This is a genomic window from Zhengella mangrovi, from assembly GCF_002727065.1.
GTDB lineage: Bacteria > Pseudomonadota > Alphaproteobacteria > Rhizobiales > Rhizobiaceae > Zhengella > Zhengella mangrovi.
Window position 1 is genome coordinate 41,080 of sequence record NZ_PDVP01000013.1, and the last position, 16,862, is coordinate 57,941.

General features: G+C 66.4%; 19 protein-coding genes. 13 read left to right on the forward strand and 6 right to left on the reverse strand.

The genetic code is table 11. The features are described from left to right. Positions 1-4 precede the first annotated feature (4 nt). Both CSC94_RS17650 and CSC94_RS17655 read right to left on the reverse strand, forming a co-directional pair. Positions 5-481, reverse strand: a complete 477-nt coding sequence (locus CSC94_RS17650; RefSeq protein ID WP_099307698.1) for a hypothetical protein — start codon at positions 479-481, stop codon at positions 5-7. Between the two features lie 331 nt (positions 482-812). Beyond that, positions 813-1,142: a hypothetical protein gene (locus CSC94_RS17655; RefSeq protein WP_099307699.1), complete on the reverse strand. Its 330-nt coding sequence runs from the start codon at positions 1,140-1,142 to the stop codon at positions 813-815. 276 nt (positions 1,143-1,418) lie between these two features. On the opposite strand from CSC94_RS17655, the gene CSC94_RS17660 reads away from it, so the two are divergent. Continuing rightward, positions 1,419-1,874, forward strand: coding sequence for a hypothetical protein (locus CSC94_RS17660; protein WP_099307700.1), 456 nt, complete (start codon positions 1,419-1,421; stop codon positions 1,872-1,874). Between the two features lie 140 nt (positions 1,875-2,014). On the opposite strand, the gene CSC94_RS17665 is transcribed toward CSC94_RS17660, so the two are convergent. The 4 genes from CSC94_RS17665 to CSC94_RS17680 form a co-directional block, all read right to left on the reverse strand. After that, positions 2,015-2,437 carry a c-type cytochrome gene (locus tag CSC94_RS17665; RefSeq protein ID WP_099307701.1) on the reverse strand — a complete coding sequence of 141 codons (423 nt, stop codon included), beginning with the start codon at positions 2,435-2,437 and terminating at the stop codon, positions 2,015-2,017. Beyond that, positions 2,434-2,829, reverse strand: coding sequence for a Cu(I)-responsive transcriptional regulator (gene cueR / locus CSC94_RS17670; RefSeq protein WP_099307702.1), 396 nt, complete (start codon positions 2,827-2,829; stop codon positions 2,434-2,436). Before cueR ends, CSC94_RS17665 begins: the two co-directional genes overlap by 4 nt. A 95-nt stretch (positions 2,830-2,924) precedes the next feature. After that, positions 2,925-3,287, reverse strand: coding sequence for a hypothetical protein (locus tag CSC94_RS17675; protein ID WP_099307703.1), 363 nt, complete (start codon positions 3,285-3,287; stop codon positions 2,925-2,927). A 46-nt stretch (positions 3,288-3,333) separates the two neighbouring features. Continuing rightward, positions 3,334-4,317, reverse strand: a complete 984-nt coding sequence (locus tag CSC94_RS17680) for a LysR family transcriptional regulator (RefSeq protein ID WP_099307704.1) — start codon at positions 4,315-4,317, stop codon at positions 3,334-3,336. 144 nt (positions 4,318-4,461) lie between these two features. Here CSC94_RS17680 and CSC94_RS17685 point away from each other — a divergent pair, with 144 nt between their 5' ends. The 12 genes from CSC94_RS17685 (at position 4,462) to CSC94_RS17740 (ending at position 16,834) form a co-directional block, all read left to right on the forward strand. Then, entirely contained in the window at positions 4,462-5,250 is a 789-nt protein-coding gene (locus CSC94_RS17685; RefSeq protein ID WP_099307705.1) for a transporter substrate-binding domain-containing protein, read from the forward strand. 59 nt (positions 5,251-5,309) lie between these two features. Continuing rightward, a complete protein-coding gene (locus CSC94_RS17690; protein ID WP_099307706.1) occupies positions 5,310-6,101 on the forward strand; it encodes a creatininase family protein in 792 nt (263 codons plus the stop codon). A gap of 36 nt (positions 6,102-6,137) precedes the next feature. Continuing rightward, positions 6,138-6,785 carry an amino acid ABC transporter permease gene (locus CSC94_RS17695; RefSeq protein WP_099307707.1) on the forward strand — a complete coding sequence of 216 codons (648 nt, stop codon included), beginning with the start codon at positions 6,138-6,140 and terminating at the stop codon, positions 6,783-6,785. A 30-nt stretch (positions 6,786-6,815) separates the two neighbouring features. Next, on the forward strand, positions 6,816-7,472 hold the full coding sequence (locus tag CSC94_RS17700; RefSeq protein WP_099307708.1) for an amino acid ABC transporter permease: 657 nt from the start codon (positions 6,816-6,818) through the stop codon (positions 7,470-7,472). Between the two features lie 12 nt (positions 7,473-7,484). Beyond that, a complete protein-coding gene (locus tag CSC94_RS17705; protein WP_099307709.1) occupies positions 7,485-8,258 on the forward strand; it encodes an amino acid ABC transporter ATP-binding protein in 774 nt (257 codons plus the stop codon). Positions 8,259-8,264: 6 nt separating this feature from the next. Next, positions 8,265-9,605 carry an aminotransferase family protein gene (locus CSC94_RS17710; RefSeq protein WP_099307710.1) on the forward strand — a complete coding sequence of 447 codons (1,341 nt, stop codon included), beginning with the start codon at positions 8,265-8,267 and terminating at the stop codon, positions 9,603-9,605. Next, positions 9,602-10,093: a GNAT family N-acetyltransferase gene (locus CSC94_RS17715; RefSeq protein ID WP_099307711.1), complete on the forward strand. Its 492-nt coding sequence runs from the start codon at positions 9,602-9,604 to the stop codon at positions 10,091-10,093. Before CSC94_RS17710 ends, CSC94_RS17715 begins: the two co-directional genes overlap by 4 nt. Further along, positions 10,090-10,782, forward strand: a complete 693-nt coding sequence (locus tag CSC94_RS17720; protein ID WP_099307712.1) for a CoA transferase subunit A — start codon at positions 10,090-10,092, stop codon at positions 10,780-10,782. Before CSC94_RS17715 ends, CSC94_RS17720 begins: the two co-directional genes overlap by 4 nt. Further along, positions 10,769-11,422: a 3-oxoacid CoA-transferase subunit B gene (locus tag CSC94_RS17725; RefSeq protein WP_425356532.1), complete on the forward strand. Its 654-nt coding sequence runs from the start codon at positions 10,769-10,771 to the stop codon at positions 11,420-11,422. The genes CSC94_RS17720 and CSC94_RS17725 overlap by 14 nt, the downstream gene beginning before the upstream one ends. A 16-nt stretch (positions 11,423-11,438) precedes the next feature. Then, on the forward strand, positions 11,439-12,731 hold the full coding sequence (locus CSC94_RS17730; RefSeq protein WP_099307714.1) for an ArgE/DapE family deacylase: 1,293 nt from the start codon (positions 11,439-11,441) through the stop codon (positions 12,729-12,731). A 116-nt stretch (positions 12,732-12,847) separates the two neighbouring features. Next, positions 12,848-14,599, forward strand: coding sequence for a methyl-accepting chemotaxis protein (locus CSC94_RS17735; RefSeq protein ID WP_099307715.1), 1,752 nt, complete (start codon positions 12,848-12,850; stop codon positions 14,597-14,599). Positions 14,600-14,857: 258 nt separating this feature from the next. Beyond that, the gene (locus tag CSC94_RS17740; RefSeq protein WP_165784494.1) at positions 14,858-16,834 is read left to right on the forward strand and encodes a methyl-accepting chemotaxis protein; all 1,977 of its coding nucleotides are present in this window, start codon (positions 14,858-14,860) and stop codon (positions 16,832-16,834) included. The last annotated feature ends 28 nt before the right edge of the window (positions 16,835-16,862 follow it).

A 16,862-nucleotide genomic window follows, 5' to 3' on the forward strand; every position in this document is an offset into this window, starting at 1 on the left:
GGCACTACCGGCCTTCGGCTGCCTTCAGCCGCTTGAAATCCGTGTCATTGGCCGGGCGCTCGATGACCGGGCGGCCGGTGCGGTCGAGCAGGCTGTAGGTGCCGCCGATGATCTGCTCGGCCCATCCGTCGCTGTAGCGAACGACGATATTGCCGGCACCCGTCCGGCTGCTCGTCACCGATCCCTGCTGTTTCAGGACGTCGAGAAACCGTGCAAGCGCCGAGGGGCCGTCGTGACGCGTCGTGACGGGTTGGTGCTGCCTGTCGCTGCCATTCGCGCCGCCGCTCTCGCCTTCGCCTTCACCCTCGCCACCGCCTTCGTCGGCATGGGCCATGCCGATCAGGCCATGGTGCGCATCGAAGACCAGTGCGGACGGCTGCACCATGGCCAGCAGGGCGCCCGCCAGGGCTATCCCCATGCCGCGGCGCAAGGCGCGGAAAAAGCCTTGGGCAGTCCGGGCTTTCGCGATCGTCTTCCTCATGCCGTCTCAACGCCTCCTGTCCGCACGCGCCGCGCTGCAGCCCCTTCCTTGCCACCCGGGCCGGAGAAAAGCAAAGCGCAGCCGGCTTCGATCCCTGCGGATGAAGCCGGCTGTCTCGCGGGCGGCCGTTCGAGCGGCGGTTCGGGTCCGCCCGCGTGCCGGAACCGAGGGGATGGTTCCGGTCAAGTCGTCCCGGCCTCCATGCGGCAGTCAAGACGCAGCAACAGGGCTTGTCTTGCCGCGTTTCACGGCGGGAACGCTTGAATGACACGGAGACGGCCGGGCAGGGTGGTGGGCCGGACGCCCGGCCGTCTCCGTTCCAGGCAGGGCGTCAGCCGTGGTTTTCCGACCGTCCGCGCTCCTGGATTCCGGTCTCGTTGCCTTCGGCATGGCCGTGGCTGCCCGTCTCGGCGCCATGGCCGGTTTCGCCGGTCGAGCCATGGCCCTCCGAACCGGAATGGCCTTCGCCGCCTTCCGAGCCAGAACCCGAGCCGCTGCCCTCGCCGTCGCCGTCGGACTCCGACCCGCTCTCGGAATCGGCGAAGGCCTTGGTCATGGAAAGCCCGGGCGTTGCGCCGTGAAACTGGATGGTCGCCGGGAAGGCGGCCAGGCCATAGGCGAGGGCGAGGGTGCTGGCGGCTGTTTTCAGGAATGTGCTCATCGGGATTGTCCTCCGGTTCGGGGTTTCCACGGGCTGTCGGTGAACCCGCTGAAAGAACGCTACGGACAAACCCGGCCGGGTTGAACGGGTCCGGGACCGATGCGCGGCCCCGTTCGGCCTTCGGTCCGGTGCGGTTTCAGACCCTGGTCCGGTCGATCTCTGGTCCTGGCCCGACCAAGGCCCCGGAATCCGCGCTGCCGCGGTTGACCTTCCAGCAGGAGAAAGGCTCACTTGGAAGACGGAAACCGAACCGATCAACCTCTCGGCCGACCCGCCATGACGATTCGCCTACCCGAGTTCTGGCTGGCCTTCTTCTCGTTCCTGCTGCATTTCGCCTGGGAGATGCTGCAGACGCCGACCTATGCCGGCATGGCGGAAATGCCCCATTGGGACGCCACGATCCTGTGCCTTCAAGCGACCCTTGGCGACGTCCTGTTCGCGCTGATCGCCTTCTGGCTGGCAAGCGCGGCTGCCCGCTCGCGCCGCTGGTACCGCGCCTGGCCGGTCCTCCCCACGCTCGTCTACATGGCGGCCGGGCTGCTGCTGACCATCGGCTTTGAGTTTTATTACACCGAGGTCAGCCTGCGCTGGACCTACTCGGATCTCATGCCGCGCCTGCCGCTTCTTGGCACCGGCGTGAGCCCCCTGGTGCAATGGATCCTGATCCCGCCGCTGGCGCTCTGGCTGACGCGCCGGCACCTCGTGACCTGGCAGAAGGAGACCGCACGATGATGGACGGATATGGATACGGCATGGGGTTCGGCGGCATCGGCATGCTGCTGATCCTCGTTCTGGTCGTGCTGGCGATCGCCGCCCTGATCAAGTACCTGCGCAGTTGAGGAGCCGGCGGCGGCGCCGCCGGTCCTGGCCGCCTATTCGATGCCGTTGGCGCGCTGCAGCGTCCGCACGTAGGCAATGACCTTGCGCACGCCCGCCTCGTTGATGCCGGGCACGGGCGGCATGTTGCCGAAACTCCAGTGGTGGGACTGTACGCCGTTGCGCGCGGCGATCACGAAGGCCGCATCGGCATGGTGGTTCGGCCGGTAATAGGGATGGACGAGCGGCGGACCATAGCCGTCGCGGCCAGAAGCATTGGCGCCGTGGCAGGTGGCGCAATTGGCGTCGAACAGCACCTTGCCTTCCTGCGCGGTCCCGGCAAGCGCCGGCACGCTGACGTTGACGATCGGCGCGCCCGAGGCCATGGCGGGTTCCCGCCCGCCGGCGAGATAGAAGCGAAGCCCGAGCAGCACGGCCACCATGGCCACGATGCTCAGGAGAACAGTCCGGTTGTTCATTGGTCGGCTTCCCCCGCCAGTCCGTCGATGATGGGGCAGTCCGGCCGGTCGTCGCCGTGACAGCTCTTCACCAGCACCGACAAGGTTTCGCGCAGCGATTTCAGTTCCTCGATCTTGCGGTCGATCTCGCCGATCTTGTGCCGGGCGACGGCCTTCACGTCGGCGCTGGCGCGATGCTTGTCCTCGTAGAGGGAAAGCAGCGTGCGGCATTCCTCGATGGTGAAGCCGAGGCTGCGGGCCCGCTGCAGGAAGCGAAGCCGGTGGATGTCGGCATCGGAATAATCGCGATAGCCGTTCAAGGCGCGATCCGGCTTGATCAGCGCGATTTCCTCGTAATAGCGGATCGTCTTGGGCGGAAGGTTGGCGCGTTGCGCCGCCTGGCCGATGTTCATGGGGTCTTCCTCTCGTCGTTCCGGGTGCGGACGTGGCGTCCGGCTGGCCCGGATGGTGCATCTGTCCTGCCGCAGGGGCGGCATTCGCGAACGGGTCAGGCGGACTTGGGAGGATGGGGAATGACCGCGGGATCGGCCCCGCTTGGCTGGTCGCTTGCCGCCCCCGGGGCGACGCGGTGTGCGGACGCCGCCAGGACGGAAGCGTCCGGCGGCAGGAAGCCGCCGTCGAGGCTGCAATGGCCGGCCTTCCCGTGCGCGGCTCTGCCGGAATCCATCGACGGACAGCAGGAGTGGCCTGCCGTCGCCAGGAGGCTGGCCTCGTCTGCGTGGCTTGCAGGGTGCGCCTGCCCGGACACGTTCGACGCGGCCATGGGCGCGATCGTCACGGGTCCCGCCGCCACGCCCGGATGGACGGACGCGAACAGGAACACGAGACACAGGGCAAGGAACCGGCGCATGGCGGCTATCTAAACCTTCCATCAACAGGAAGGTCAAGCAGGAAGGTCAGTCCGCCCGGGTGGCCGCAGCCGTCTGGCCATAGGTCCGCTCCGGAAACGGCCGGCCGGCGATCAGGTCGTCGAAAATGGCGAGCACGAGATTTTCCGCAGCCGTCATCTTCCGCTTCGGGTTGCGCAGCAGATAGATGTCGACGGCCGGCAGCCGGGTATAGGGCGGCACTTGCCGCAGCAGGCCGGCCTTCACGTCCCGCTCCGCCACGTGCACCGGCAAGGCGCCGATGCCGATGTTGGCAACGATCATGCGCCGCACCTCGGTCAGGTTCGACGACACGCCGCGCGGCCCCGGCGCGAGCTTCGCCCGTTCCCGCAGCCGGGCGACCGAGTCCAGCGGGCCACCCTCGATCTCGGTCTGGAACGACACCGAGTCCTCGCCCTTCAGGTCCGCGATGGTGAGATGCTCGCGGTTGAACAGCCGGTGGCGGGGACCGCAGTAGAGGCCGAAGAATTCCCGGAACAGCACGCGCGCGTCGAGGGTCTTGGGAATGGTGTCGACAAGGCAGACGCCGAAGCTCGCCCGGTTCTGGCTGATCCGGCTGACGACGTCGGCGCTTTCCGTGACGGCGATGGAAAAGGTGACCCGGGGATTCTGGCGCGCGAACCGCTCCAGCGCCGCGTCGAGGTGCGGCGACACGACGTGGCTCGCCATGACGATTCCGACATGGCCCGTCATTTCCTCCTCGCTCGCATCCAGCAGCGCCGGCAATTGCGACACCGCGCCGAAGATCGCGGCGCATTCCGAATAGAGCAGGGCGCCGGCCTGCGTGACACGGAACCGGTTCGGCTTTCGCTCCACCAGCAGATGGCCGGTCGTCTCTTCCAGCCGTTTCAGCGCGCTGGAGATCGTCGGCTGCTTGAGGCCCAGGAAGTCGCCGGCCCGCGAGATGCTTTTCTGCTCCACCACCACCATGAAGGTGCGCAGCAGGTTCCAGTCGAGATTCCAAGGAAAGCGCTGTTCGTAGGGTTTGAGCATTGAGCCAATCTATAATCAGAATTTCATATATCTATTTGCATGATGATCTCTCCCATGCAAGCGTTCTGACCGGGAACAAACGCCGGATGGCCGGACCCGGGACAGGAACCCGGTCGGCCCGAAAGGCAGCCAAGGGAGACTGACATGAAAACTCGCAGAACCATTCTCAAGGCGGTCGTCGCGGCCGGTTTCGTGGCGACGGCCGGACTGGGCGCAACCGGCGCGGCCTCCGCCGACGAACTGGAAGCGCTCAAGGAAAAGGGCTCCATGCGCATCGCCATGAGCGGCGCCTATCCGCCCTTCAACTTCGTCAACGAGCAGAACGAGGTCGTCGGCTTCGACCCGGCCATCGGCACCGAGATCGCCAAGCGCATGGGCCTGGAGACGGAGATCGTGACCACGGCCTGGGACGGCATCATCGGCGGCCTGCTCGCCAACAAGTACGATGCCATCGTCGGCTCCATGTCGATCACCGAGGAGCGCGCCAAGGTGGTCGATTTCGTCGGCCCCTACTACACCACCAAGCGGGCCATTTTCACCAAGCCGGATTCCAAGATCACCAGCGTCAAGCAGATCGACGGCGACGTGAAGGTCGGCGTGACGCTCGGCGAGACGCACGAGGAATGGGCCCGCGAACAGGGCTACAACGTGCGCACTTACAAGGGCCTTCCCGAACTGCTGCTGGAACTGAAGAACGGCCGCGTCGACGTCATCGTCAACGATTCCATCGCCGCCATCCTGGCGATGAAGAAGAACGGCGACGATTTCCGCATGCTGCCGGATCTCGAGACCGACCAGATCGGCGCCGGCATCGCCATCCGGCAGGGCAACCCGGAACTCAAGGCGGCCATGCAGAAGGCGCTCGACTCCATGATGGAAGACGGCACCTATCTGGAGATCGCCAACAAGTGGGTCGGCGGCGACATTCGCTGACACGCCCTCTTGCGCCCGCCGGCCCTGGGTCGGCGGGCGTTTTCCGGGAAAGGCCGGCCATGAAGACCGCATATGGAAAACTGACCTGGGAAGAGGTGCGCGACGCCGACAAGGACCGCGTCGTCATCCTCAATGTCTCTGCCACCGAAGACCACGGCCCGCACATGCCGCTCGACACCGACACCGTGCTCGGCATGGCGGTCGCCAACGGCGTGGCGGAGGCGGCGCCGGACGAGGTTTTCGTCATGCCGGCCATCCCCTACGGTTTCAACGAGCACCACAAGGATTTCCCCGGCGTCATTTGGATCCAGCCGGAAACGCTGATCGCCTTCGTCACCGACGTGGCGAAATCGCTGGCCCACCATGGCTTCCGCCGGATCCTGTTGCTGAATTCCCATGGTTCCAACCACCCGGTGCTGGACCTTGCCGCGCGCAAGACGGTCATCGAGACCGGCATCATCTGCGTCTCGGCCTCCTACTGGAACCTCTGCGCCGACCGCATCAACGAGCACCGCAAGTCCGGGATCGGCGGTATCGCCCATGCCGGCGAGTTCGAGGCGGCGATGTACATGCACCTGCATCCCGGCGACGTCTATCCGGAAAAGGCGGCGAACCAGAACCTGCACAATCCGGACAGCCGCTTCTTCAACCTCGACCTCGCCAAGGGTGGCGGCAAGGCCATGCTGATGCGCTGGTGGTCGGAAGTGTCGCCGGACGGCACCATGGGCGATCCGACCGTGGCCGATGCCGAGACCGGCCGGAAATTCCTCGCCGCGGCCATCGAGGAGACCACCGCGCTGGTGCGCGAGATCCGCGCGCTGCCGATCCTTGAGCGCAAGGACCATCACTGAGCCCGGCCGGGCGGGACAAGGGGAGGACGCAGCACCATGGACACGGACCTGATGCTCAAGGTCTACCCGTTCTTCCTCAAGGCGGCTTGGGTGACGATCGAGCTCTCGCTGCTCACGACGATCCTGGGGCTCGCCTGCGGCGCGCTCGGCGCGGCCGCGCGGCTGTCGCGCCTCGCCTTCTTCCGGTTCCTCGGCACGGCCTATGTCAGCCTGTTCCGCGGCACGCCGGCCCTGATCCAGCTCTTCCTGCTCTATTTCGGCGGCCCGCAGATCGGGATCCAACTCGATGCATTCCAGGCCGGCGTCATCGGGCTCGGCATCAACATCGGCGCCTACATGACCGAGACGATCCGCGGCGCCATCATCGCCGTCGACAAAGGCCAGACCGAAGCGGCCCGGACGCTGGGCATGAGCCGCTTCCAGACCATGGCGCGGGTGATCCTGCCGCAGGCCGCCCGCCTGATGATCCGTCCGCTCGGCGTCAACATCAACGCGCTGATCAAGGGCACGGCACTCGTCGCCGCCATTTCCGTGGTGGAACTGACCTATACCGCCCAGCGCTACATCGGCTCCACCTACAAGCCGTTCGAGATGTTCATGCTCTCCGGCGCCCTCTACATGGTCATCATCTACGTGGCTGGCCGGGCCATCGCCTGGGCCGACCGGAAGGCGAGGATCGCATGAGCGCGATGATGCAAGCCACGGGAGGCCGTCATGGGTCTTGATTTCTCGGTCGTCCCGAAATTCATGGATGTCATCCTGCTGGGCGGCCTGTGGACGGTTGCCATCACGGTCTGCGCCGCGCTGCTCAGCTTCTTCGGCGGCATCTTCTTCGCCGTCGTCGCGCTTTATGCGCCCGCCGTCATCCGCCTGCCGATGCGCGCCTTCGAATGGGTGTTCATGGGCACGCCGCTGCTGCTCCAGCTCTTCCTCATCTATTTCGGCCTCGTCCAGGTGGGCATCGACCTGCCGGCCTTCGTCGCCGGCGTCATCGGCCTCGGCCTGCACTTCGCCGTCTACAATTCCGAGCTGATCCAGACGGCCATCGTCGCCGTCGACAAGGGCCAGATGGAAGCCGCCCGAACGCTGGGGCTGAGCCGCGGCCAGGCGCTGCGCAAGGTGGTCGTGCCCCAGGCGGTGCGCGATGTCATCCCGCCCATCGGCAACAACATGATCGCGCTTCTGAAGGATTCCGCGCTGGTCTCCGTCATCGGCGTGTCGGAGCTGACGCTCTCGGCGCAGCTTGCCATCGGCCGCACCTACCGGCCGTTCGAGTTCTACCTCGTGGCGGCCGTCGTCTACTACATCATCAACCTGGGCATGGAATACGTGCTCCGGAAGATCGAACGCCGCATCGCCCTGGCGCGGTAAGGGAGGCAGGACATGAACGACAAGACACCCTTCCTTGACATCCGCCACGCCCGCAAGAGCTATGGCTCGCTGGAGGTCATCAAGGACATCAGCCTGACCGTCGACCGCGGCGAGATCGTCGCCATCATCGGGCCGTCGGGCTCGGGCAAGAGCACCTTCCTGCGTGCCATCAACGATCTCGATCCGCTGACCGGCGGCGAGGTCTGGCTGGAGGGCACGCAGGTCAACAAGAAGCTGCCGCACCGCCAGTACGAGAAGCACATCAACCAGGTGCGCCAGGACATCGGCATGGTGTTCCAGCACTTCAACCTGTTTCCGCATCTCTCGGTGCGCGGCAACATCACGCTGGCGCCGAAGATGCTCAAGGGCCTGTCGGACGCTGATGCCAACAAGCTGGCCGAGGAGCAGCTCGACCGCGTCGGCATGCTCGATCGCATCGACTTCATGCCGTCCCAGCTTTCCGGTGGCCAGAAGCAGCGCGTCGCCATTGCCCGCGCCCTGGCCATGAAGCCCAAGGTCATGCTCTTCGACGAGGCGACCTCGGCGCTCGATCCTGAACTGGTCGAAGAGGTCAACCAGGTCATGAAGAAGCTGGCCAGCGAGCACATGACGATGATCATCGTGACCCACGAGATGGGTTTTGCCGAATCCGTCTGCGACCGCGTCCTGTTCATGGATCAGGGCGTCGTCGTGGAAGAGGGCCCGCCGAGCGTGATCTTCCGCAACCCGGAAAGCGAGCGGACCCGCAATTTCTTGCGTAAACACCTAGAGGGCGTCAGGAGCTGACAGGCGATGTCCAACCTATTCTACCAGTCGCGCCAGCCGCGACCCTTCCTTGATCGCGGCGAAGGCATCTATCTCTTCGACGAGCACGGCAAGCGCTACATCGACGGCTCGTCCGGCGCCATGGTCTCCAACATCGGCCACTCCAACCCGCGCGTGCTGGAGGCCATGAAGGCGCAGATGGACAAGGCCACCTTCGGTTACCGCCTGCACTTCCGCACCGAGGCCTCAGAGCGGCTCGCCACGAAGACCGCCTCGCTCATGCCCGATGGCCTCGACCGTGTCTTCTTCGTCTCCGGCGGTTCGGAAGCGGTGGAAAGCTGCGTCAAGCTCGCCCGGCAATATGCCCTGACCCAGGGTCAGGCCAGCCGCTGGAAAGTGATCTCGCGCTTTCCCTCCTACCACGGCTGCACGCTCGGCGCGCTCGCCCTGACCGGCTATGACCCGCTCGCCCTGCCGTTCGCGCCGATGATGCAGGTCATGCCGAAGATCGCCGCGCCGACCTGCTACCTCGACCGTGACAACCTGACCGACGAGGCCCGTGGCCTGAAATACGCCGACCTGCTGCGCGACGAGATCATCGCCCAGGGGCCGGACACGGTGCTGGCCTTCATCATGGAGCCGATCGGCGGCGCCTCCACCGGAGCGCTGGTCGCGCCCGACAGCTATTACGCCCGCATCCGCGAGATCTGCGACGAGTTCGGCATCCTGCTCATCTACGACGAGGTGATGACGGGTGCCGGCCGCACCGGCCGCTTCCTGGCCGCCGAGCACTGGGGCATCACGCCGGATATCGTCGCCCTGTCGAAGGGCTTTGCCGCCGGCTACGCCCCGCTCGGCGCCATGGTGGCGCGCAACGACATCGTCGAGGCCATCCTCGATGCCGGCGGCTTCCTGCACGGTTTCACCTATGCCGGCAACCCGCTCGCCTGCGCCGCCGGCCTTGCCGTGCTGGAGGAGATCGAGCGCGAGGGGCTGGTGGCCAATGCCGCGCGCATGGGCGAAGTGCTCAAACAGCGCCTGGAAGGGCTGATGCGGCGTTATCCGATGATCGGCGACGTGCGCGGCAAGGGCCTGATGACCGCCTTCGAACTGGTCAGCGACCGCGAGACCATGGCGCCGCTGCCGCGCGGGATGAACGCATACCTGCGCCTCGTCGAAATCGCCTACGGCAACGGCCTCATCATCTATTCGCGGCGCACGCGCGGCGGCGCCGAGGGCGATCACTTCCTGGTCTGCCCGCCGCTGATCATCACCGAGGCCCAGGTCGACGAGATGATGGGCCTGCTGGTCCGCTCGCTGGACACGTTCTGCGCCGAATCCGGGCTGGCCGTGGAGAACGCCGCGTGACCGCGACGGTGACCCTCAGGCCGGCTGCGCCGGGCGATGCGCCGGCAATTGCCGGCATGCTGGCCGAACTGGCCGGCGAACTGGGCGAGGCCGGCCGCTTCGCAACGACGCCGGAGACCGTCCGGCGCGACGGTTTCGGTCCGGAGGCCGCCTTTGCCTGCATCCTGGCGACCAGGGACGCCGAACCGCTCGGGCTGGTCCTCTTCCTGCGCTACTATTCCACCCACCGCGCCGCCAGCGGTGTCTACGTCCAGGACCTGTGGGTCGCGCCGGCGGCCCGCTCCCGCGGCCTCGGCGAACGGCTCCTGCAGGCCGCCGCCCGCCAAGGCGCGGTCGCCTGGGGTGCGGCCTTCCTGCAACTGACCGTCCACGACCACAACGCGGCCGCCATGCGCTTCTACGAGCGCCTCGGCTTCGGTGCCCATGGCGACCGGCCGATGTCGGTGACGGGCGGCGCCTTCCGGGCGCTGGCCGGGAGCACGGCATGATCCTGCCCGACAAGAGCGTGGCGATTGCGGAGGCGGTATCGCGCATCGGCGACGGCGCCACCGTGATGGTGGGCGGCTTCGGCGTACCGGGCACCCCGTTCACGCTGATCCGCGAGATCGTCCGCCAGGGACCGAAGAACCTGACGCTGATCAAGAACGATGCCAACGAACGCGACCTCGGCATCGACCACCTGCTGGCCAGCGGCCAGGTCCGACGCCTGGTCACGACCCATATCGGCCTCAACCCCCGCGCCATCGAACTGATGAACGGCGGCCGGCTCGAAGTCGAGTTCTGCGCCCAGGGCATCCTGGCCGAACGCATCCGCTCCGGCGGTTCCGGCCTGCACGGCTTCCTTACCGATGTCGGGGTCGATACCGAACTGGCGCGCGGCAAGACCACGTTCGACCTGGATGGCAAGACGGTGCTGCTGGAGACCGCCCTGCGCGCCGACGTGGCCATCGTCCATGCCGTCCGGGCCGACGTGTTCGGAAACCTCCAGTACGTGGCCACGGCGCGCAATTTCAATCCGCTCGTGGCCATGGCGGCCGACTGCGTCATCGCCGAAGCCGAGGAACTGGTGCCGCTCGGCGGCATCGCGCCGGACGCGGTGCACACGCCAGGGCCCTTCGTCGATTGCGTGGTGGAATTGCAAGAGCTCAGCAGGGAATACGACGTTGTCCGACGCTAGGACCAGGATGGTGGCCCGCGCCGCCCGCGAGATCGCGCCCGGGATGGTGGTCAACCTCGGCATTGGCCTGCCGACGCGCGTCGTGAACCATCTGCCCGCCGACTTCCCCTTCTGCCTGCACACCGAGAACGGCCTGTCGGGCATCGGTGCGACCCTTCCGCCCGAACGGGCCGACCGCAATCTGATCGACGCCGGCGGCGCCTATGTCTCGACGATTCCCGGCAGCGCCTTCTTCGACAGCGCGGTCTCCTTTGCCCTGGTGCGCAGCGGCCGCATCGACCTGACGATGCTGGGCGCATTCGAAGTGTCCGAGACCGGCGATCTCGCCAACTGGAAGATTCCCGGCAAGTTCTCGCCCGGCGCCGGCGGCGGCATCGAACTGGCGCAGAAGGCGCGGCGCGTGGTGGTGCTGACCACCCACACCGACCGCGACGGCAACCCGAAGCTTCTGTCCGAATGCACCCTGCCGCTGACCGCCAGCGGATGCGTCAGCCGCATCTTCACCGATCTCGCCGTCATCGACGTGACGCCGTCCGGCTTCGCCCTGCGTGAACTGGCCGCGGGCGTCTCGGCCGGCGACGTGAGGCACGCCACGGGCGCGGCGCTGGAAATTCCCTCCGGCGAGATCCCCGTCTTTTAAGCCTGGAAGGCACGCAATGGATACCGAGCAGCAAACCGCCATCCTGTCCGCCGTCGACCGGCTGTTCGACGAGCAGATTGCCTTCCTCGCCGAACTGACTGCATTTTCCTCCACCCGCGGCAACGAACAGGCGGCACAGGACTTCATGGCCGCTGAACTTGGCGAGCGCGGCTATGCGGTCGACCGCTGGCAGATCGACATCGACGACATCAGGCACCTGCCGGGCTTCTCGCCCGTGGCCGGTCCCTACGAGGATGCGGTCAACGTCGTCGCCAGCCACCGTTCCTCCACCGCGAAGGGCCGGTCGCTTATCCTCAACGGCCATATCGACGTGGTGCCCGAAGGCCCCCTCGACATGTGGGACAGCCCGCCCTTCGCCCCCCGCGTGGACGGCGGCTGGATGTACGGCCGCGGTGCCGGCGACATGAAGGCGGGCCTGGCCTCCAACCTGTTTGCCCTCGACGCGCTGCGTTTCTGCGGCTTCGCGCCCGCGGCGGATGTTTTCGTCCAGTCCGTCGTCGAGGAGGAATGCACCGGCAATGGCGCGCTCGCCTGCCTGCAACGCGGCTATCGCGCCGATGCCGCGCTCATTCCCGAGCCGTTCAGCGAGCGCCTTGTGACCGCCCAGGTCGGCGTGATCTGGTTCCAGGTCCACCTGAAGGGACTGCCCACGCATGTCGCCTATGCCGGCAGCGGGGCCAATGCCATCGAGGCGGCGGTACCGCTGATCGGGGCGCTGCACAAGTTGCAGGACCGCTGGAACGTCGGCAACCATCGCCACGGCGCCTTCGATCACGTCCACCACCCGCTGAACCTCAACATCGGCCGCATCACGGGCGGCGACTGGGCCAGTTCCGTGCCCGCATGGTGCGTCTTCGATGTCCGCATCGGCATCTTCCCCGGCCAGGACATCGCACAGGCCAGGGAGGAGATCGAGGCGGCGCTGAACGAGGCGGCCGGAGACAATGCCTTCCTGCGCGACAACCTGCCCCAGGTCGTCTATCACGGCTTCCACGCCGAGGGTTACGCGCTGGCCGACGACCGCCGCGACACGACGCTTGATGTCATCGCAACGCTGGAGGACGCGCATGGCGCGGTCACCGGGCAGGCGTTGGACCGTGCGGCCATCACGGCCACCACGGATGCCAGGTTCTTCGGGCTTTATGCCGACACGCCCGCCCTGGTCTACGGCCCCCACGCCGAGGCGATCCATGGGTTCAACGAGCGCGTCGACCTGGAAAGCATGCGCCGCGTGACCCAGGCCACGGCACTGTTTATCGCCGGCTGGTGCGGGCTCGAAGGGCTCTGACGGCAGGGCGATGCCGGGATGGCATTGGCTAAGATTAGCTGTTTCAAGAACAGTAATAGTTAATCCATCACCCCTAATCAGAAAGGGTAGACGGGGCTTGTGGGGAAGGTCACTCAATGAAACGGCTTTTCGGCACGGGAAACCATGATGCGGGGGCCGTCATTGCTGCCCTCAATCGCTCGCTGGCCATCATCGAATTCGACATGACGGGCCACATCCTTTGCGCGAACGACCGGTTCTGCAAGGTGACCGGCTACGACGTCGGCGAACTGGTCGGCCAGCATCATGCCATCCTGATGGAGGCCGGGGTCGCCGGGAAACCGGGATACAAGGCCTTCTGGGAAGCGCTCGGGCGCGGTGAGCCCAAGTCCGGCGATTTTCGCCGCTTCGCCAAGGACGGCCGCGAGATCTGGCTGCACGCCACCTACAACCCCGTCCTCGACCGTAACGGCAAGGCGGTGAAGGTGGTCAAGTTCGCCTCCGACGTGACGGAGGAAAAGCGCGTCGCCGCCGAGCAGAACAGCAAGCTGGACGCCATCTCGCGCGCCCAGGCCGTCATCGAGTTCGACCGCGAAGGAAGGATACTCACCGCGAACAGGAATTTTTGCGACGCCATGGGCTATGCGCTCGACGAGATCGTCGGGAAGCATCACGCCATGTTCGTCGATGCCGGCTATGCCGCGAGCGCCGATTATGCCGCGTTCTGGCAGCGCCTTGGCAAGGGCGAGTACATCGCCAACGACTTCCGCCGGATCGGCAAGGGCGGCAAGACGGTCTGGATCAAGGCGTCCTACAACCCGGTCTTCGATGCGGACGGCGCGGTGGTGAAGGTCATGAAGATCGCCACCGACCTGACCGGCACCATGGCCGACGTCGCTGTCCTCGAGGCCGGTCTCGGCCGCATGGCCGACGGCGACCTCGAGCACGAGATCACCCGGCCGTTCGTGCCGTCGCTGGAAACCCTGCGCGCGGATTTCAACCGCTCGCTGGAAAAGATGCGCGAAGCCCTGGGCGTGGTCCGCAAGAATGCCGAGGCCATCGACGGCGCCTCCGGCGAAATCCTGTCCGCGGCCGACGACATGGCCCGCCGCACCGAGCAGCAGGCCGCCGCGGTGGAACAGACGGCTGCCTCCATCGAGGAGGTGACCACGTCGGTCACGGAGACGGCGGAGCGCTCGCGCCGTGCCGGTATCCTGGTCGGGCGCACCCATGAACGGGCAAACGACTCCCGCACGGTCGTCGACAGTGCCATCGCCTCGATGGCCCGCATCGAGGAATCGGCGGCGCAGATTTCGAAGATCATCGGCATGATCGACGACATCGCCTTCCAGACCAACCTGCTCGCCCTCAATGCCGGCATCGAGGCAGCCCGCGCCGGCGAGACCGGCCGTGGCTTCGCCGTGGTGGCGCAGGAAGTTCGCGAACTGGCGCAACGCAGCGCCACCGCCGCCAGCGACATCAAGGAACTCATCACGACTTCCGAGGGCCACGTGCGCAACGGCTCGCGCCTCGTCGGCGAAACCGGAAAGGAACTGGAAGCGATCGCGACCGATGTCTCCGAGATCAATGCCAATGTGGCAGCGATCGCCGAGGCGGTGGACGTTCAGTCGACCAGCCTGCAGGAGATCAACCGCGCGGTCACGGAAATCGACCGTAACACCCAGCAGAACGCCGCCATGGTCGAGCAGTCGACGGCGGCAAGCCACAACCTCGCCCACGAGGCCGCCGCGCTGGCCGAACTGGTGGCCCGCTTCCGGGTCGGCGGTGACAGCAACACCGGGCCGGCGGAACGGCCGTCCGGGCGCCCGAAGATCCAGTTGGTGCAGGGCAATGCCGCGCTCGCGGCCCGGGAATGGGAAGAATTCTGACAACGAACGGGGCCGGTCACGGGCCCTGCCGGGAATGCCGGTCCCGACTGGTCGTCCGCGGCTGGTACGGGCCGCAGCGAACAGGTGTCCGCATCCTTAAAAACGACTTAGCCTGATTAAGGCGTTTTTAATCGAAGGCGGGATAGATCGAAAGACCACCGCGGAAAAGTCCCCTTGTTGGACGAGGCATGTGAGGCCGTTTCCGCGAACCGGGGTAGCCGGAATGTCATTGAAGAAATGTCTTCGGAGTGCCCCCTCATGGCCTTTCGGACCGATGCGTCCGGCGATGTCGGTAATCAGTGGAATTTCCTGACCATCCGCAACGTCGCGATCACGCTGTGCATTGCCAGCATGGTGAACATTGCGCTGCTTTTCGGCCTGTCGCTGTATCGTGACAGCGTCGGACAGATCGGCAGTGGCAATTTCCGGCGCATCATGGCCGACCAGAAGGTGATCGCGAACATCCAGCCGCCGCCGTCCTTCGTCATCAACGCCTACAAGGACCTGTTCGAGGTCGTCGCCGAGCCGGAAAAGGCCAGGGAGCATTTCGCCGAGTTCGAGAAGCACAAGCAGGAATTCCTTGACCAAGTCGAAACCTGGCGCGCCCTCGATATCGACGCCGGCACGAAGCAGCTCCTGACCGTCGCTTCGCCAGCGTCGCTGGAACCCTTCTGGGATGTTGCCGAGAACAAGATCTTCCCGGCCTTCATCGAGAACCCGAACACGATTCTTTATGGCCTGACCGCCGAATACGCGGCCGCCAAGAAGGCCTTCACCGAGCACCAGAAGATTGCCGCCGAGATCCTGCGCCGCTCCAACGAGAGCACTGGCGAGCATCTCGCCGAGGTGTCGGGTGCCGTCAACTGGCTGAACAACCTCTACTACGCGGTCGGCGCCTTCGCGCTGCTGAGCGCGATCGCCACGGTGCTGGTCGTGCTGAAGTTCCTGATCAGGCCGCTGCGGCGCATCCGCGATGTCACCAATGCCCTGGCCGAAGGCCGACAGACCGAGGAAATCCCCTACGTCGAGGCCGCTCACGAGATCGGCGAGGTGGCCCGGGCGCTGACGGTTTTCCAGTCCGCCGCCCGCGACCGCCTCGAAAAGGAACGCCAGATCAACGCCGAGCGCGAGCAGAACGCGCGCCTGAAGGAAGAGGCTGACCGCCGCGTGAATGCCGAGGCCGCCGCCACCAATGCCGCCGTCGGCGCGCTGCGTGACGGCCTGCGCCGCCTGGCCGCCGGCGACCTGACGACCCGCATCGAGCAGCCCTTCGACGGCAAGCTTGACCAGATCCGCGACGACTTCAACGAGGCCTGCGCGACCATCAACGCCACCTTCGGCCGCGTCGTCGCCACCGCGCAGACGCTGGATGGCGGCGTCTCGGAGATCGTCACGGCTTCCGACGACCTGTCGCGCCGCACCGAGCGCGTTGCCGCCGCGCTGGAGGAGACCGTCGCCACCCTGCGCGAGATCAACGGCACGGTGGAGCGCTCCTCGCAGAGCCTGGAGAAGACCCGCCAGCGCACCGCCGCCGCCCGCGCCGACGCCGAGGCCAGCAGTGCCGTGGTCTCCGACGCCCTCGCCGCGATCGGCGCCATCGAGACCTCGGCATCCGAGATCAACCAGATCATCGCCGTGATCGACGACATCGCCTTCCAGACCAACCTCCTTGCCCTTAACGCCGGGGTCGAGGCCGCCCGCGCCGGCGATGCCGGCCAGGGCTTCGCCGTGGTCGCCTCGGAAGTGCGCGCGCTGGCCCAGCGCTCGGCGACGGCCGCCAAGGAGATCAAGGAGCTGATCTCCAAGTCCACCGAGCAGGTCGCGACCGGTTCGCGCCTCGTCGGCGAGACCGGCAACACCCTGCATCGCATCGCCGAGCAGGTGCTGGAAATGAGTACCGACATCGAGGAAATCGCCGCCCGGGCGCGCGAGGAAGCCGTCGCGCTGAAGCAGCTTGGCGTGGCGACCGACGAGATGGACCAGATGACGCAGCAGAACGCGGCCATGGCCGAGGAGGCCACCGCCACCAGCCATTCGCTGAGCAACGAGGCCGCCGAACTGACCGCCATGGTCCGCACCTTCCGCATTGCGGCCGAACCCGCGGTCGCCGCCGCCGGCCCCGCCAGCGCGCCGCGCCCCTCGCCGGTGTCGGCCATGCAGAAACGGGTCGCCAGCGCCTTCGCGCAGGCGCCGCGCGGCAATGCCGCGGTCGACGAGGACTGGACCGAATTTTGAGACGCGACAGGAGCAAGAGGAGCAAGGG

Coding starts and splice junctions, on each gene's coding strand:
- CSC94_RS17650 (WP_099307698.1), bottom strand. CDS start 481: ATGAGGAAGACGATCGCGAAAGCCCGGACTGCCCAAGGCTTTTTCCGC.
- CSC94_RS17655 (WP_099307699.1), bottom strand. CDS start 1,142: ATGAGCACATTCCTGAAAACAGCCGCCAGCACCCTCGCCCTCGCCTAT.
- CSC94_RS17660 (WP_099307700.1), top strand. CDS start 1,419: ATGACGATTCGCCTACCCGAGTTCTGGCTGGCCTTCTTCTCGTTCCTG.
- CSC94_RS17665 (WP_099307701.1), bottom strand. CDS start 2,437: ATGAACAACCGGACTGTTCTCCTGAGCATCGTGGCCATGGTGGCCGTG.
- cueR (WP_099307702.1), bottom strand. CDS start 2,829: ATGAACATCGGCCAGGCGGCGCAACGCGCCAACCTTCCGCCCAAGACG.
- CSC94_RS17675 (WP_099307703.1), bottom strand. CDS start 3,287: ATGCGCCGGTTCCTTGCCCTGTGTCTCGTGTTCCTGTTCGCGTCCGTC.
- CSC94_RS17680 (WP_099307704.1), bottom strand. CDS start 4,317: ATGCTCAAACCCTACGAACAGCGCTTTCCTTGGAATCTCGACTGGAAC.
- CSC94_RS17685 (WP_099307705.1), top strand. CDS start 4,462: ATGAAAACTCGCAGAACCATTCTCAAGGCGGTCGTCGCGGCCGGTTTC.
- CSC94_RS17690 (WP_099307706.1), top strand. CDS start 5,310: ATGAAGACCGCATATGGAAAACTGACCTGGGAAGAGGTGCGCGACGCC.
- CSC94_RS17695 (WP_099307707.1), top strand. CDS start 6,138: ATGGACACGGACCTGATGCTCAAGGTCTACCCGTTCTTCCTCAAGGCG.
- CSC94_RS17700 (WP_099307708.1), top strand. CDS start 6,816: ATGGGTCTTGATTTCTCGGTCGTCCCGAAATTCATGGATGTCATCCTG.
- CSC94_RS17705 (WP_099307709.1), top strand. CDS start 7,485: ATGAACGACAAGACACCCTTCCTTGACATCCGCCACGCCCGCAAGAGC.
- CSC94_RS17710 (WP_099307710.1), top strand. CDS start 8,265: ATGTCCAACCTATTCTACCAGTCGCGCCAGCCGCGACCCTTCCTTGAT.
- CSC94_RS17720 (WP_099307712.1), top strand. CDS start 10,090: ATGATCCTGCCCGACAAGAGCGTGGCGATTGCGGAGGCGGTATCGCGC.
- CSC94_RS17730 (WP_099307714.1), top strand. CDS start 11,439: ATGGATACCGAGCAGCAAACCGCCATCCTGTCCGCCGTCGACCGGCTG.
- CSC94_RS17735 (WP_099307715.1), top strand. CDS start 12,848: ATGAAACGGCTTTTCGGCACGGGAAACCATGATGCGGGGGCCGTCATT.
- CSC94_RS17740 (WP_165784494.1), top strand. CDS start 14,858: ATGGCCTTTCGGACCGATGCGTCCGGCGATGTCGGTAATCAGTGGAAT.